A 17,114-nucleotide genomic window follows, 5' to 3' on the forward strand; every position below is an offset into this window, starting at 1 on the left:
AAGTATTGAATAAAAAGAAGCGCTCAGATGAGTTAAATTCAATTCATCTGAGCGCTATTTTTCTGAGATTTATGTCCCAGACCCTTTCTGACATTTATATCCCAGACCCCTTTGTTAAATTTTGATTATTTTTACTTGTTACCATTAAAAAACCGAGCTCAATGGCTCGGTATAAAAATGTCAGATTTATTTTTTAAATTGATTCTAAGTATTTTTGTCCTTTTTCTTTGTCGTAAACATTTTCCCATTTTGCAATAACTACTGTTGATAATGCATTACCACAAACATTGACACATGTACGTACCATATCAAGAATACGGTCAACACCAATGATTAGTGCTAGTCCTGCTGCCGGTATATTCATCGCACCTAACGTTGTTAATAGTACAACGATGGACGTACCAGGAACAGCCGCCATACCTTTAGATGTTACCATTAATGTCACCATCAACATAATTTGTTGGGACAATGTAAGATGATGGCCATACATTTGCGCCACAAATAATGCGGCAATCGATTGATACAATGCTGAACCATCTAAGTTAAAGGTATATCCAATAGGTATAACAAAAGATACAATATCTTTTGGTGAACCAAATTCTTCCATTTTCTTCATCATACTAGGCAATACTGCCTCAGAACTAGATGTTGAAAAGGCTAATAAAAGTTCACTTTTCAGTATTTTAATAATAGATAAAATACTAACTCCGCACATTTTAGCTACAATACCTAAAACAACAAGTATAAAGAATACCATTGCAAATACTACTAATAATACTAATTTCAATAAAGGTAAAAGTGCTGATGCACCAAATGTAATAATTGTTGTACAAATAAAGGCAAATACACCTAATGGTGCTAATTTTAAGATTTTATTAATCATCCAGAATACAGCATCTAGTGTCCCACTTAAGAATGCCTTAACAGGTTCACCCTTTTCTCCGATTGCTGCCAATGCTAAACCAAAGAATACAGCAAAGAAGATAATCGGTAATAATTCACCTTTTGTTAAAGCTTCGAAAAAGTTAGTAGGTACAATATTTACAATTGTATCAATGAAATGATTACCATATGTAGAATGTTCAGCTGCTTGTGCTGTTGTTTGATATTTTGAGATATCGCCAGAAGGTAATTTAGAACGATCTAATCCTTGACCTGGTTTAAACAAGTTTGCAAGGATAATACCTAATGCAATTGCGATTGTTGTTATAATTTCAAAATAAAGAATTGTCTTCCAACCATATCGTCCAACTGTTTTAGACTCACCTACACCAGAAATGGATAAAGCAAGCGAACAGAACACCACTGGAATTACAATCATTTTTATGAGATTAAGAAATACATCTCCAAATGGTTTAATGTAATTCGCAACTTGGTCTTGTCCATAAAGTAAAAGTCCGACGATAACCCCTAATACTAATGCAATTAATACTTGCATTGGTAAACTTATTTTTCTCTTGAATAGAGCCATACTGCAACCCCCTCATCTGACATCGCTTCATTATATCATTTATAAATAAAATTGGATATAAATTTTTAAAATATTACAGCGATAATGTTTAAATATTCTGTTATTTAACCGTATTAACATATCAGATACGCGTATATTGTAGCGCATCTGATAGTGTTTTTTAACTTATGGTTTATAGTTTTGGTCAAATGTATTATGTTTCGCACCCTTAATATTTTTCTTTGTTTCAGTATCGAAACCTTCTAAGAAAATACCTTTTCGTGTGCTAATTGGCTGAACAACATAAGTTAATTTTGGCTCATCTTTAAACACGATTTCTTTATAGTATACACCTTTTTTGGCACTATATTTTGTTTCCTCTTTTTTAATTAATCCTTTAAGATGCTTATCTTCTATGTAACTATCCACAAGCTGAATATTTTTATGACTTTGATACATTTTCATTCCAAAAAAGAAAGCAATTGCGACTACTAAAGAAATCACTAATATGATGATAATTCTGGTGATAACCTGCTTTTTGGTCATTGTAAATCTCCCTTTACTAAAATCTTTAACATGTCCGTTAAATTAAGGTACTATTCAAACTATTATGAATGAAACAGCACGATTTTTAAAGTATATCACTTCACTTGTAACAAATTTTTCTTAAAATATGTGAAATTGTTTACGAATATATTGTATATCAACTATAGATTTTATAATTATAAACTAATTGCATAAAACCTTGACATCCCTAACTATTCCTACTATTGTTATGGGATAAGGAGTGATTAAATGCAGCATAAAGAAAGCTATTTAGACAATCAGCTATGCTTTTTACTATATGTATCATCAAAGGAAATCATCAAAAAATACACCACGTATTTAAAAGAACATGACCTTACTTATACAGCTTACATCGTTATCATGGCTATAGAAGACAAAGAAAAACTGAATATTAAGACATTAGGTAATCGAGTTTATCTTGATTCAGGTACACTTACGCCTTTATTAAAAAAACTCGAAAAAAAAGGTATTGTCACACGCATACGTGAAACAAATGATGAACGCAACTTGCAAATTTCACTAACTGAGCAAGGTGTAGCATTAAAACCTGAATTAGCTTCTATTTCAAAAAATGTATTTTGTGATGCAGGCGTTAGCAAAGAGGAAGCACAAAAGCTCATCAAAATTATGCATCAATTTGTTGTCGATAATTTTTAACAATGATGATTACAAGCGATTAAAGTGACTATTCATTAACTCATTATTAGATGATACTTCTTGGCTGCTCATTTCAATCACTTGATGCAACATTTTATTGTTATATACTAATGATTATAATTATAAAAAGCCCTTGTTCATTGCGCACGTTTAACATCGCAAAGAATAAGGGCTTCTAAAACGTTGAGCAAGCAACTAGTCATAGGCTTATACTAACTTGATTTTATACATATTCCTTTTTATATAAGTGAAACATTGTAGCAAAAGCCACGACCCCAAATAATGCAAGTAAAATAAATGCTAAATGACTTGTGCCAGTTAGAGACTTTGCCAACGAAATAATCAAAGGTGGGAAAAAGCCCCCGAGGCCTCCCATCATAGAAACGATGCCATTCGCAGTACCTGATTCTTTAGAAAAGTATGATGGTACAAGTTTGAATACAAGACCATTTCCAATTCCTGCACAAACACTTATCATTAAACAACCAATGGTAAAGAGTGCGATATGATCTGATACCCCCAAAATAATTGCACCAATAATTAAAAATATAAAGTCCATCATTAATCCTTTTACGGCATTAAATTTATCACCTATCATACCTCCAATTGGACGTAAAAATGTAGCTAAAGCAATAAATACACCCGACCGAATACCCGCATCTACTTTATCTATAGTGAAATGATGCACTAAATAATTCGGTAAAAACAAACCAAATGCCACAAAAGCACCAAATGTGATAAAGTACCATAAACTTAAATAATATGTTCTATAATTACCAAATAAATCCTTCATTTGTGCGATTAAAGGAATTTTAACCTTCGGCTCTTTTCCATCTCCACATAAAAACATAATCAATGCAAAGACAGCTATAAATATAAGATAAAAGCGTACAGTTGTTTGCCAGCCAATAATCCCTGCAATAGGTGGTGCTAAAAAGGAAGATACTGCTGTACCAATATTACCTACACCATAAATACCATTTGCTAAACCAACTTTATCTTTAGAAAAATACTTCGGTATTGACGTTACACCCACAGAAAAGATGGCACCACCAACACCTAGAAAGAAACCAGATGTCATAAGCATGCCAGGTGTTTGTGCAAGACTCAAGAAGTAAATTGGAAATAATAGCACAATAAAACTACTGAAAAACACCCATTTTGCGCCAACCACATTGGTTAAATAACCAAATGGAACACGCAATATTGAGCCTAAAATTACTGGAATTGCTACAATAATTGATATTTGCACATCACTTACTTTAATATCTTGCGACATGAATGGCATTAATGGAGATATAATACTCCACGCCATAAATCCAACAACTAGACTCAATGTTTGTAAACCAAGTTGAAAGGCACCTTTTGTCCTAAACATTTTTTCACCTTCATTATTTATGTAATTAGTGTTAGTACATGCATGAGGATAGCAATCAACTATATGACATCACACACCCTACTTGAGACATATTTCTATAACACATACCAACTATAATTAAAGTTTATAATCCTTGTGAAAAATTGAACATAAGGATAATCCCTGATGTTTATAGGCAATTTCCCTATTTGTTATCGGTCGCTATTTATGTCATTTTAGTTCTGATATAAAAAATGCACAAAGACAATTTTTAATTTCAAATCATCTTTGTGCTATTATTTTGAGATTGATGTCCAACCTGTGTATGTTATTTCACTTTTTATTTTCTTGTTATACACCATCAATTTAAATAAGATCAAAAATCTAATAACTTTTTCTTGAGTGCATATTCTACAAGTTCTGGCTTAGATTTTAAGCCTAATTTTGACATAATATGCGTCTTATGTGCTTCTACCGTTTTAACGGAAACAAAGAGCTTTTCTGCAATTTCTTTATTGCCATAACCTTTAGCAATTAATGGTAAGATTTCCAATTCTCGTTTCGATAATATTTTAAAAGGATCATTTGTAGTGCCAGTATCATATTGTGGCTGATTGACAAACTCATTAACGAGAGATGTTGTCAGCTTCATATCCACATACATCTCACCTTGATAAACAGTCCTTACTGCTAAGATTAGCTGTTCATCTGGTGCATTTTTTAGTATATAACCTTTAGCACCATTTCTTAGAACATGGAATAAATATTCTTCGTCATCATACATCGTTAATATTAAGATTTTTGTTTCTGGAAAACTGTCTGCAATTTTACTTGTAGCAATTAAGCCTGATTCGCCAGGAGGCATACTTAAATCCATAATTAACACGTCAGGCTTATGCTCCATAACCTTTTGATATGCCTCTACGCCATCAGCAGCAGTATCTACAACTTCCATATCGTCTTGAAAATTCAGAATCATTGAAAACCCTGTGCGCACTACTGCATGGTCGTCTGCTATAACTATTTTCAATTGAATTCCCCTAACCTACATTAAATTGGTATTTCTAATGTAATAATTGTTCCTTTGCCAATTTGAGTATCAATATTTACATTACCATTGACTAACTCTGCACGTTCATTCATGCCATATAAACCTAGACCTGTTCCTTTAGGCTGTGACTGAGGATTAAAACCCACACCTTGATCAATCACTTCTGCAATGATGTGATTACCTGTATCTTGGATACTCACATCAATGTGATTCACGCTAGCGTATTTCAAGGCATTTAAAATACTTTCTTGCACAACTCGATACACAACGGTTTCAATGTCGCTATCATAGCGCTTACCCTGAATATTCGCCTGATAACTAATGGCTAATCCATAGGTTTGTTCAAAGTGTTTAAAATAAGATTTAAAAGCTGCTTCTAAGCCTAAATCATCTAAGGATGATGGCCGTAATTCGACAGAAATATTTCTAATATCGTCGATTAAATTGGCCATCAAGCTTTCAACTTGTTGGGCTTTATCGGTAATTAATACTTTATCTTGTTGATATTTTAATAATCTCAATTCAATATTAATATTTAATAATTCTTGTACAACACTGTCATGTAATTCTCGAGAAATACGTTTACGTTCGTTCTCTTGAGCGGCAATTACTTTTCGAATCATTTGACGTTGATACATTTTTTCTTGACGCTCAATTTGTGGAGAGATATTTTGCAAAGTAAACGCATAAATACCTTTTACGTCATCGATACATTGATATGTCGCAGTAAAAGGTTGTACCTGTTGATCTACAGTTTTCATAAACACTTGGAAGTTTGCATCTGTTGGTTGAGTCGTATCCATAAAACAATTCATACAGCTTTTTAATGCAAATTCGTTGGAATAGCCCTCACACTGACGACAAATTGCATTGGTCATGGTACTGTAATTGTTGTCTTCAGAAATAATTTCCTTTGCTGCATCATTCATTGCGATAACTTTACCGTATTTGTCTACAAAGACAATCTTTTCCTGTGTTGTTTTATAATATTGTTGTAATAACTGCTCTAATTGTTCTTCATTAATATTGAGCACTCCTATCACCTATCATCCTTCTGAAAATACGCTTAGTTTACCTTGAATATTAACCTTATCAAAATTGTCTGGCAATGGCTTATTTTGACGTTGACCAAGCAATAATACGCCCCATAACTCATTTTCAAACCATAGTGGAATCGCAATCAAACTCGTTAAATTTTCACTTAGTAAAATGGGGTACTTTAAGCGCTCTTCAAAGCCAATCTCTTGATCAACCTGCTCAATGATCATTCTTTTACCTGTTTTCATTACCATACCAGCGAGGCCACGCCCTTTTTTTAAAACAATTAGCTTATATCTATCGTTGGTATTGCCAGAAACAAATTGCCATTTAATTGGTGCGCCTGAGCGAAAGCGTTCTGGTGTCGCTATCGCAGCAAAATCATAGCCTTCACATTGTCTTAAAGTTTCTAAATCTGCTTGCAAACTGTTCGTTTCAATATAAGATCGAGGAGACAATATATTAACCCTTTCTTTAATGTTATTTATGTTTACGATAAATGATATACCGACGATTCACATATGATAATGGTACGCTCCATACATGGACTAACCTTGTAAATGGCCAACATGCCAGAATTGTAAATCCTAATAAGATATGACACTTAAATGATAGTGGGACATGATTCATCAACATGGCATCCGGTGAGAATGTAAATAGATGTCTAAACCAAATTGATATCGTTTGGCGATAATCAAAATCTGGCGTAACCGCATTTGTAACTAACGTCGAATAACATCCCATAAAGATAATAATGAGTAATAAGAGATTAACAAATATATCTGATGCTGAACTTAAGCGTCTAACATTCTTAAGTGTTAAGCGTCTACTTGTTAACAACAACATGCCAATCAACGTCATTATACCAAAGATACTACCAATATACACAGCGCCAAAGTGATACAAATGATTGCTAACACCTAAAAACTCTATCCAGTGTGCTGGAATGGCTAAACCAACAACATGCCCCAAAAACACAGGAATGATACCTAAATGAAATAATAAACTTCCCCATTTCAATTGTTTCTTCTCAATTAATTCGCTTGATTTAGCTGTCCATGAAAATTGATCATATTTATACCGCGCGATATGACCAATTACAAAAATAGCAACACAAAGATAGGGATAAATCACCCATAAAAATTGATTAAGCATGTGTTGTCACCCCTTTTGGTGCTTCAAGACATTCTTTTAATGTCTGACGCAAAGCACGGACCACATAGGCATACGGATTGTGATCCTCAGCCAACAAGTTTGCCATCGTATACGTGCCATCTTCAATAATCATAATGACTAACTGAATATTATCTTCCGCACGTGGATCATCATGCCATTGTGCCACATGTAAAAACTGCAACATTAGCGGTAAATAATCAGACAGTTCATTATCAACCATTTTCAAGCCAAACATCTCATATAAGACCTTTAATTTAGCCAACATCTGCCCGCGTTCTTTTTGTGTATCAAATTTATTATATGTCATATATAATGGTGCCTTCTTACTAAAATCAAAGGTATCCGTGTATATTGCCTTAATTTCTGATAAAGTGTACTGTTCCATCATTGTGCGATAAGCAACAAGGTCGGCATATGCAGGATGTGAAGGCGCTATGGTCTCTTGAAAGATATTTTGATTGAAAGTGATTTTTTCTGGAAAATTCAGTTGCTGTGCAATATAGCCAAAACTATCTTGATATTGTCTAAAATTTGCAAGATTAATCACGGAAAATACCTCCATAGAAATGATCATTATAAACTTCTTGTCCTGTCTTTCCAGAACCTACTGCTACGCCACAACCTTCACAATTTTCTCCAAAATATTCTCCACCATACCCTTGGCTACCTTGTGCACGATACGTATCTAAGTAAGTTTCTTTGTGTGATGTAGGCACTACAAATCGCTCTTCATATTTAGCTATACCTAACAAGCGATACATATCTTTTAACTGCTGCTCAGATAAGCCTAATCTTTCTAATTTATGCATCGCAAATGGTTGATTCGTTACTTGAGCACGCATATAACTTCGCATCATTGCCATGCGTTGCAAAGCTTCTTTCACTGGTTTCGTATCTCCAGCTGTAAACAAGCTTGCTAAATACTCAACAGGTAAACGCATTTCATCAATTGCTGGGAAGATCATATCTGGATCTTGCTTAGCACCTTTACCTTCAAAATAACTCATGATTGGACTAAGCGGCGGACAATACCATACCATAGGCATCGTTCTATATTCGGGATGTAGCGGAAAGGCCAACTTATACTCTATAGCCAACTTATATATCGGAGAATGTTGAGCTGCTTCGATCCACTCATGGTTAATGCCGTCCTTTTCAGCCTGTGCAATCACATCTTCATCAAATGGATTTAGAAAAATATCAAGTTGCTTTTCGTACAACGCTTGTTCATTTTCAGCAGATGCCGCTTCATGCACACGATCTGCATCATATAAAAGCACACCTAAATAACGCATACGACCCGTACATGTTTCAGAACAAACTGTAGGAAGCCCGGCTTCAATTCTTGGAAAGCAGAATGTACATTTTTCTGCTTTATTTGTCTTCCAGTTAAAATAAACTTTTTTATACGGACAGCCAGTCATGCAATAACGCCAACCACGGCAGGCTTCTTGGTCAACAAGTACAATACCATCTTCATCCCGTTTGTACATTGCACCAGATGGGCATGATGCCACACAACTTGGATTTAAACAATGTTCACACAAACGTGGCAAATACATCATAAATGTTTCATCAAATTGAAACTTGATATCTTCTTCAATTCGTTGAATATTAGGATCTTCTGGTCCAGTAACATGTGCACCTGCAAGATCATCTTCCCAGTTAGGACCCCATTGTAAATCCAACTTATCACCTGAAATAACTGAATGTGCTTTTGCTACAGGAGAATGTTGCCCTTGTTTAGCTGTTGTCAAATGTTCATAATTGTAAAACCATGGTTCATAGTAATCTTTAATTACTGGCATATCAGGATTATAGAAGATTTTTCCTAAAGCAATTTTTGACCAGCGACTCCCTGATTTAAGTTGAAGTTTGCCTTTATTGTTGCGCACCCAACCGCCTTTATATTGCTCTTGGTCTTCCCAACGTTTTGGATATCCAACACCTGGCTTTGTTTCTACATTATTAAACCACACATACTCCGCACCCGGTCTATTCGTCCATGTATTTTTACATGTCACACTACACGTATGACAACCAATACATTTGTCTAAGTTCAATACCATTGCAATTTGTGCTTTAATCTTCAAGCCAATTGACCTCCTTCATTTTTCTCACGGCCACATAGATATCTCTTTGATTGCCAATCGGTCCATAGTAGTTAAAGTGATAGCTTATTTGTGCATATCCACCAACCAGCTGTGTCGGTTTTAAATGAATACGAGTTGGTGCATTATGAGAACCTCCTCGCGTATCTGTGATTTCTGAGCCAGGTGTTTCAATATGCTTATCCTGTGCGTGATACATAAACATTGTTCCTCTAGGCATTCGATGAGATGTGACGGCACGCGCAGTCACAACACCGTTTCTGTTATATACTTCGAGCCAATCATTATCACTAATGCCATGCGCCTCGGCATCTTCATTTGATAACCAAACAACAGGTCCACCTCTAAATAATGTCAGCATGTGCTGATTGTCTTGATAAGTCGAGTGGATATTCCATTTACCATGTGGTGTTAAGTATCGTAATACTAGGGCATCTTGTCCGCCTTTCACCTGTTTATCTCGTGTGCCAAAGACCATCGGCGGTAATGTCGGTTTGTATACTGGTAAACTTTCACCAAATTGCTGAAATATTTCATGATCAATATAGTAGCTTTGTCTTCCTGTTAATGTTCTGAAAGGAACAAGTCGTTCGATATTTGTTGTAAACGGTGAATAGCGACGGCCATTTTTATTTGATCCAGGAAAAACGGCAGTTGGAATCACTTCTCTAGGTTGTGCAGTAATATTTAAAAATGATAGCTTTTCGGCTTCACGTGCGCTAGAAATATCTTTCAATGGCATACCGGTTTGTTGTTCTAAATCGGTATATGATTTTTGAGATAACTTACCATTCGTCGCAGATGAAACATTTAAAATCGCATCAGCCACTTTCCTTGCTGTATCGATACGTGGACGTTGATTTCTGATTGATGTTATGTCGTCATCATTCCATGTTCCTATCATACTTTTTAGTTCCTCATATTGTTCACCCGCATGATAACTCACACCATGCGCACCTATTTTCCCGTTTTCCAACAAAGGTCCTAACGTAACAAATTTGTTATATATTTGAGTGTAATCCCGTTCAACTACAGTAAAATTAGGCATTGTGCGTCCGGGAACTGCTTCTATTTCTCCTTTAGACCAATCTTTGACTTGACCGAATGGTGTTGAAATCTCTTGCTTAGAATCATGACCTAATGGTGTAGTCACAACATCCTTATAAGTACCTGGCAAATAATCTTTTGCCATTTCTGAAACTGCTTTACTTAATGTCTTATAGATATCCCAATCTGAGCGCGATTCCCATAGTGGATCTATTGCTGGATTGAATGGATGTACGAAAGGATGCATATCCGTTGATGAGATATCATGCTTTTCATACCAAGTTGCAGCTGGCAACACAATATCTGAATAGAGTGGTGTAGCTGTCATTCTAAAATCTAATGATACTAATAAATCAAGTTTGCCTATTGTATCGTCTCGCCAAGTAATTTCTTCAGGCTTATCATGCTCATTAGGTTCAGCCATCAAGCCAGATTTAGTACCTAATAAATGCTTCATAAAATATTCTTGCCCTTTTGCAGAGCTTGAAATTAAATTTGAACGCCAAACAAATAATGTTTTAGGATGATTCTTCTTCAAATCAGGATCTTCAATTGCAAACTGTGTTTCTTTATTTTTCACGGCATCAACTGCACGTTTAATAATTGCTTCGTTTGACGCATCGCCAGCTTCTTTCGCCTCTTCTCCAAAGAGTAAGCTGTTTTTATTAAACTGTGGATAAGATGGTAACCAGCCTAAGCGAGCAGCAGTCACATTGTAATCAGCAGGATGCTGGTGCTTAACATGTTGTGCAAGAGGTGAAGTTAAACTAGCTACATTGGATTCTTCATATTTCCATTGATCAGTCGCAAAATAAAACCAACTTGTACCATTTTGTAAGCGTGGTGGTGCTTGCCAATCTTTGGCAAAGGCAACCGTATTCCATCCTTCAATAGGACGACATTTTTCTTGTCCAACATAATGTGCCCAGCCTCCACCATTTACACCTTGACAGCCACATAACATGACCAAATTTAGAATTGAGCGATAAATGGTGTCAGAATTAAACCAATGATTAATACCTGCACCCATAATAATCATCGAGCGACCACCAGTTTCTATCGCATTTTGCGCAAACTCTCGTGCAATTTGAGTCACAGTCGATGCTTTAACACCAGTAATTGATTCCTGCCAAGCTGGTGTATACTTGGATTGCTGGTCATCATAGGATGTTGCCTCCATGGCATGATTGAAACGCTGTATACCATACTGACTGGCCATCAAATCATAAACTGTCGTCACTTGAACGTTTTGACCATTGGCTAACTGTAACGTGTATGTTGGAATTGGTCGCTTAAAGATTCCATCACCATCGCTATCAAAATATGGAAATTGAATGGTTTTGATGTCATATTCAGTATTCGCCATCGTCAGTGTTGGATTGATTGTTTGACCATCATCAGTTTCCAATTTAAGATTCCATTGTTTACCTTCTTCCCAACGTTGTCCCATCGTGCCATTAGGTACCACAAACTGTTGGCTCTCTAGATCATAAATCATTGGCTTCCATTCATTATTGTCACTGTCAATACCTAAGTCACTTGCACGTAAAAATCGCCCTGCTTTATAGCCTTGCTTATCTTGGTCTAACATAATAACAAACGGCATATCCGTATACTGTTTGGCATAATTAATAAACATTTCATTCGGCTCATTTTGGTAAAATTCTTGTAAAATCACGTGTGTCATCGCCTGAGCAATTGCAGCATCAGTACCTGGATGCGGTGCCAGCCAGTTGTCGGCAAACTTTACGTTTTCAGCATAATCCGGAGCGACCGAAATAACTTTAGTTCCTTTATAACGTACTTCGGTCATAAAATGCGCGTCCGGTGTACGTGTAAGAGGTACGTTTGATCCCCACATAATAATGTAAGCTGCATTGAACCAATCACTTGATTCTGGTACATCTGTTTGTTCACCCCATATTTGTGGTGATGCAGGTGGTAGGTCAGCATACCAATCATAAAAACTCAACATTTCTCCACCTAATAAACTAATAAATCTAGCTCCAGCAGCATAACTAATCATCGACATAGCTGGAATAGGTGTAAATCCAGCAATTCGGTCTGGTCCGTCTTTTTTTATCGTATATAAAAGCTGCGCCGCAATGATATCTGTGACATCTTTCCAACTAGCTCTGACGTGTCCACCCATACCTCTTGCTGATTTATATTGCTTAGCTTTTTCTTCATCTTCAACTATTGAGGCCCATGCTGCAATGCGATTACCGTTGTTTTCTTCAAGTGCTGTAGTCCATAAATCCAATAGTTTACCTCTAATATAAGGATATTTAACACGCAACGGACTATACTCATACCAAGAAAATGATGCACCACGAGGACAACCTCTTGGTTCAAATTCAGGCATATCCGGACCACAACTTGGATAGTCAGTTTGTTGATTTTCCCAAGTAATCACGCCATTCTTCACAAAAACTTTCCAGGAACATGATCCTGTACAATTGACCCCATGCGTAGTACGAACGACTTTGTCATGGCTCCAACGTTCACGATACATTTTCTCCCATTCTCTGCTTTTACTTTCTAAAATGGACCAATTACCGTTAAATTTTTCAGTTGGCTTAAAAAAGTTCAATCCAAATTTCCCCATCTATATGTCCTCCCGTAAAAGGTTTAACACGAGTGCTACATTCAACATTCATATCATTGTCTTAGTTACATTGTATATTTTTTCACAAAGTTCTAATATTAGGGAATTGCCTAATTGCCTTAGTTGAAACCCTAAATTTTCAAAAATAAAAAGAAGCGAGACAGAATTCATAATGACTTCTGTCCCGCCCCGGCGAGGTTAACTGCCAATATATAGTTTATAGCCTAAAACATAGTGATGTCCCAGACTCACACTTACTCCATATAGATATAATCACACTGATGTTGTGCGATGATATGTTGAAATAAATCGTGCTGACTTTGATGTGCTGTCTTACTTGGTTGTATCAGACATGGTGTTCCTATATCTGCTAAATGTTCAGCTTGTATTAGCGCCTGTTCTTTTTCACCTACGAGTATCTTTAATATGCTATCTCTGCTGTTAGCCTTAGGTATTTGTGACATATGTTCTACGATAGGACCAACCAAACAAATGCCAGGTTGTCCTTCTAAATTTATCTTAGTTAATTGCGCTTCGATGGTTGATAAACGCCCTATTACGGTTGTTTCGTTATACCAAGAAGCATTAAAAATCACTGCAATTGGATAATCTTCAGTTGATACCGCAGTAATTTGTTGAATAATATGCCCTAAACGCTTAACTCCCATATAAATGGCAAGTGTACCACCATTGTGTAAATTTCTAATATCTGTTTCATTGCTGACATCATCTTTGAAATGCCCTGTTGAAAAAGTGACACTTGGTGCAACTTGACGCATCGTTAGTCCGACATTCATAGTTGCTGCTGCAGCACTCGCAGACGTAATGCCTGGGACAATTTCTACTTCTATCGCTTGTTGTTTTAATGCCTCAAGCTCTTCATAAACACGACCAAATATCGCAGGATCACCACCTTTTAATCTAACAACATGTTTATATTGATGTGCCGCAGCAATCATTTTATGATTAATCTGTACTTGTTGAATGTGTTTATGGTATGGCTTTTTACCGACATTAACGAAGACTGCTTTCTCTGACGCATACTGTAAAATAAGTGGATTGACTAAACGGTCATACAATATAATATCCGCTTCTCTAATTAAACGTTCGGCTTGTTTCGTTAATAAATTAGGATTTCCTGGACCAGCGCCTACAAGATATACCTTGCCACCATTGGCTATAGACATACGTAGACATCTCCGTCAATGACTTCTACTGGATATACGGTTACACAACCTTCATCAGGTTCTTGAACTTCACCAGATGCTAAATCAATTTTTTGATCATGCAGGGGACAGTATACATATTCACCACTGACCGTTCCTTCTGACAAAGGACCTTGTTTGTGCGGACAAACATTATGAATAGCATGAATATGACCACTTTCAGTTAGAAATATACCTATTTCATTACCATCAACAATGACCTTTTTCCCTATTAAAGGTGTTAAATCATCGATTGTTAATACTTTTACTTTTTCTCCTGTTCTCATCGTTTACACCTTCTCAACTTCAAAGATTTTTTGTGCATGTTTATTGTGAACAATTGCTTGCCAAGGTTCTTCTGAAACTGCTTGTTTCGCATCCATGATACGTGTATATAATGCATCTTGTCTTTCAGGATCCAACAATACTGCTTTAACATTATCGAAACCTAAACGCTCTAACCAAGGAGCTGTACGCTCTGCATACACACCTGTTTCACGGTAATATTGCATCAATGCACCGCAAAGTTTAATCACTTCATCTTCTGTAGCTACAGTCGTTAAGAATTGACCTTTGGTTACTTCTGTACCACCGTTACCACCAATATAAATCTGGAAGCCATTTTCAACAGAAATAACACCAAAGTCTTTAACCCCTGATTCTACACAACTTCTTGGACAACCTGACACACCCATTTTAAATTTATGTGGTGTGTCGACATATTCAAATGTTTTTTCTAAACGAATTCCTAAGCGCGTCGTATATTGCGTCCCAAATCGACAAAACTCTTTACCAACACAGCTTTTAACAGAACGAGTTTTCTTTCCATAGGCAGATGCAGAACGCATGCCTAAATCTTGCCATACTTGTGGTAATTGTTCTTTTTTCAATCCATATAATCCGATACGTTGTGAACCAGTAACTTTAACTAGCGGTACATCATATTTTTTGGCTACTTGTCCAAGACGTATCAATTGATCTGCATCTGTGACGCCTCCACGCATTTGAGGTATGACTGAAAACGTACCATCATTTTGAATATTGGCATGATAGCGTTCATTAGCAAAACGTGACTCACGTTCATCTGCATGTTCATGAGGATAGACCATATTTAAATAATAATTAATAGCTGGTCGACATTTAGGACAACCATTTTTATCTTTAAAGTTCAAGACATGTCTCACTTCTTTAGATGTCTTTAAGCCTTTAGCTCTAATTTGTGTGACGATTTGATCTCTAGTCAGTTCTGTACAGGCACAGATTCCTGTTGGCTTAGCAGCGTAAAAGCCATCACCAAGCGTATACTCTAGAATTTGGCTGATTTGCCCTTTGCATTTTCCGCATGAATTACCCGCTTTAGTCATTTTAGTCACTTCTGCCACAGACGTTAAACCTTTAGATTTAATTGCATTTACAATGGTGCCTTTATCTACACCATTACAACCACATATCGTTTCGTCATCGCTCATATCAGCAATTGATAAACCAGCATCGGCACCTTTTTTCTGTAATAGTGCCATTAACGTATAATCTTCAAGTGATTCATGCTTTTTCATCATGCTATAAAACCTAGAGCCATCGTCCGTATCACCGTATAGTACAGCTCCCACAACCGCTTGATCTTTTAAAAACACTTTTTTATAAACGTTATCTACGCTATTAAATGCTTCTATACCGTGTACGTCTTCATCTTCAACAATTTGTCCAGCACTGTATAAATCGCACCCAGATACTTTTAAGGATGTGAATGTTGTTGAGCCATGATAGCCCTCTGTTTTTCTACCAGTTAAATAATCGGCTAACACTTTGCCTTGTTCATATAAAGGAGCAACAAGTCCATATACGTGTCCTTGATGCTCAGCACACTCTCCAACAGCATAAATATGTGCATCACTCGTTTGTAAATAATCATTAACGACAATACCTCTGTTGACCTCTAGTCCAGCATCACGGGCAACTTGCACATAAGGTCTGATACCCACTGCCATCACAATAAGGTCTGTTTCTATCACACGACCATCTGCTAATTTAATAGCTTCAACATCATCTTGACCAATAATTTCTTGTGAGTTCGCTTGTAACTCAATCTTCATACCTTGTTGTTCCAAATCCGCTTTGAGTAATGCGCCCGCCTTTGCATCTAATTGCATTTCCATCAACCAATCTGCTAGATGTAAGACAGTAACTTCCATGCCTTGATCTAATAATCCACGCGCACATTCTAATCCAAGAAGACCGCCTCCAATAACGACGGCACGTTTTTTCGTTTGTGCAATTGTCATCATTTGTTCAGTATCTTTAATTGTTCTCCAACCGATTACACTTGGCAAATCAGCCCCTGGAATAGGTAATACAAAAGCTGATGAGCCTGTGGCAAAGATACAAATATCATAAGAAACCGTTAGCCCTTTTGATGTTACAACATATTGTCCTTCGCGATTAACGTGCTCAACTGGGTCATCGATAATTAAGTTAATATCATGCGCTTTGTACCAATCAAATGGATTCATAATTGTGTCGTCAATCGTCATTTTATTTTGTAAAATATTGGATAGCATGATGCGATTATAGTTAGGATAAGGTTCTTTACCAATCACTGTAATGTCAAAGGTTGAATCGGAACGCTCTAGTATTTCTTCTATCGTGCGTATACCTGCCATACCATTACCTATCAACACTAATTTTTGCTTAGCCATAATGTCGCCCCTTTTAATCTTTTAAAGATTGCTGGAAATACCTATGCCCTTAAAGGTTCATTAACTTGATTAATAATATTCCAGCTATCACTTTTCAATTTTATTGTAGACCAATACAGGCCATTTTTGTGAATAAAATCACAAAATTAGG

The 17,114-nt window shown here is 36.3% G+C and carries 14 protein-coding genes; 1 reads left to right on the plus strand and 13 read right to left on the minus strand.

Annotated features, from left to right (window positions below):
* Window positions 1-193 precede the first annotated feature (193 nt).
* Together HMPREF3267_RS10265 and HMPREF3267_RS10270 are read right to left on the minus strand one after the other, a co-directional pair.
* The gene (locus HMPREF3267_RS10265; RefSeq protein ID WP_002460267.1) at window positions 194-1,471 is read right to left on the minus strand and encodes a cation:dicarboxylate symporter family transporter; all 1,278 of its coding nucleotides are present in this window, start codon (window positions 1,469-1,471) and stop codon (window positions 194-196) included.
* 165 nt (window positions 1,472-1,636) lie between these two features.
* A complete protein-coding gene (locus HMPREF3267_RS10270; protein ID WP_002460268.1) occupies window positions 1,637-1,996 on the minus strand; it encodes a DUF3139 domain-containing protein in 360 nt (119 codons plus the stop codon).
* Window positions 1,997-2,245: 249 nt separating this feature from the next.
* On the opposite strand from HMPREF3267_RS10270, the gene HMPREF3267_RS10275 reads away from it, so the two are divergent.
* Window positions 2,246-2,674 carry a MarR family winged helix-turn-helix transcriptional regulator gene (locus HMPREF3267_RS10275; protein WP_037540505.1) on the plus strand — a complete coding sequence of 143 codons (429 nt, stop codon included), beginning with the start codon at window positions 2,246-2,248 and terminating at the stop codon, window positions 2,672-2,674.
* A 223-nt stretch (window positions 2,675-2,897) separates the two neighbouring features.
* Here the strand turns inward: HMPREF3267_RS10275 and HMPREF3267_RS10280 are convergent, their stop codons facing one another.
* The 11 genes from HMPREF3267_RS10280 to nirB form a co-directional block, all read right to left on the minus strand.
* Window positions 2,898-4,052: a nitrate/nitrite transporter gene (locus HMPREF3267_RS10280; protein ID WP_002460271.1), complete on the minus strand. Its 1,155-nt coding sequence runs from the start codon at window positions 4,050-4,052 to the stop codon at window positions 2,898-2,900.
* A gap of 355 nt (window positions 4,053-4,407) precedes the next feature.
* Window positions 4,408-5,061: a nitrate respiration regulation response regulator NreC gene (nreC, locus tag HMPREF3267_RS10285; RefSeq protein WP_002460273.1), complete on the minus strand. Its 654-nt coding sequence runs from the start codon at window positions 5,059-5,061 to the stop codon at window positions 4,408-4,410.
* A 20-nt stretch (window positions 5,062-5,081) separates the two neighbouring features.
* Window positions 5,082-6,116: a nitrate respiration regulation sensor histidine kinase NreB gene (gene nreB, locus HMPREF3267_RS10290; RefSeq protein ID WP_037553719.1), complete on the minus strand. Its 1,035-nt coding sequence runs from the start codon at window positions 6,114-6,116 to the stop codon at window positions 5,082-5,084.
* Between the two features lie 12 nt (window positions 6,117-6,128).
* Entirely contained in the window at window positions 6,129-6,578 is a 450-nt protein-coding gene (gene nreA / locus HMPREF3267_RS10295; RefSeq protein WP_002478710.1) for a nitrate respiration regulation accessory nitrate sensor NreA, read from the minus strand.
* Between the two features lie 22 nt (window positions 6,579-6,600).
* Entirely contained in the window at window positions 6,601-7,275 is a 675-nt protein-coding gene (gene narI, locus HMPREF3267_RS10300; RefSeq protein WP_002478709.1) for a respiratory nitrate reductase subunit gamma, read from the minus strand.
* The gene (gene narJ, locus HMPREF3267_RS10305) at window positions 7,268-7,843 is read right to left on the minus strand and encodes a nitrate reductase molybdenum cofactor assembly chaperone (protein WP_002478708.1); all 576 of its coding nucleotides are present in this window, start codon (window positions 7,841-7,843) and stop codon (window positions 7,268-7,270) included. The genes narI and narJ overlap by 8 nt, the downstream gene beginning before the upstream one ends.
* Window positions 7,836-9,389: a nitrate reductase subunit beta gene (gene narH, locus HMPREF3267_RS10310; protein ID WP_062078037.1), complete on the minus strand. Its 1,554-nt coding sequence runs from the start codon at window positions 9,387-9,389 to the stop codon at window positions 7,836-7,838. Before narH ends, narJ begins: the two co-directional genes overlap by 8 nt.
* A complete protein-coding gene (locus tag HMPREF3267_RS10315) occupies window positions 9,379-13,062 on the minus strand; it encodes a nitrate reductase subunit alpha (protein WP_002460281.1) in 3,684 nt (1,227 codons plus the stop codon). Before HMPREF3267_RS10315 ends, narH begins: the two co-directional genes overlap by 11 nt.
* 254 nt (window positions 13,063-13,316) lie before the next feature.
* Window positions 13,317-14,249 (minus strand): uroporphyrinogen-III C-methyltransferase, encoded by a 933-nt coding sequence (cobA, locus tag HMPREF3267_RS10320; RefSeq protein ID WP_002478707.1) that lies wholly within the window; start codon window positions 14,247-14,249, stop codon window positions 13,317-13,319.
* On the minus strand, window positions 14,240-14,554 hold the full coding sequence (nirD, locus tag HMPREF3267_RS10325) for a nitrite reductase small subunit NirD (RefSeq protein ID WP_002460283.1): 315 nt from the start codon (window positions 14,552-14,554) through the stop codon (window positions 14,240-14,242). The genes cobA and nirD overlap by 10 nt, the downstream gene beginning before the upstream one ends.
* Window positions 14,555-14,557: 3 nt before the next feature.
* A complete protein-coding gene (gene nirB, locus HMPREF3267_RS10330; RefSeq protein WP_062078039.1) occupies window positions 14,558-16,963 on the minus strand; it encodes a nitrite reductase large subunit NirB in 2,406 nt (801 codons plus the stop codon).
* Between the last annotated feature and the right edge of the window lie 151 nt (window positions 16,964-17,114).

This window comes from Staphylococcus sp. HMSC62D11 (genome assembly GCF_001839145.1).
Classification (GTDB): Bacteria; Bacillota; Bacilli; order Staphylococcales; family Staphylococcaceae; genus Staphylococcus; species Staphylococcus lugdunensis.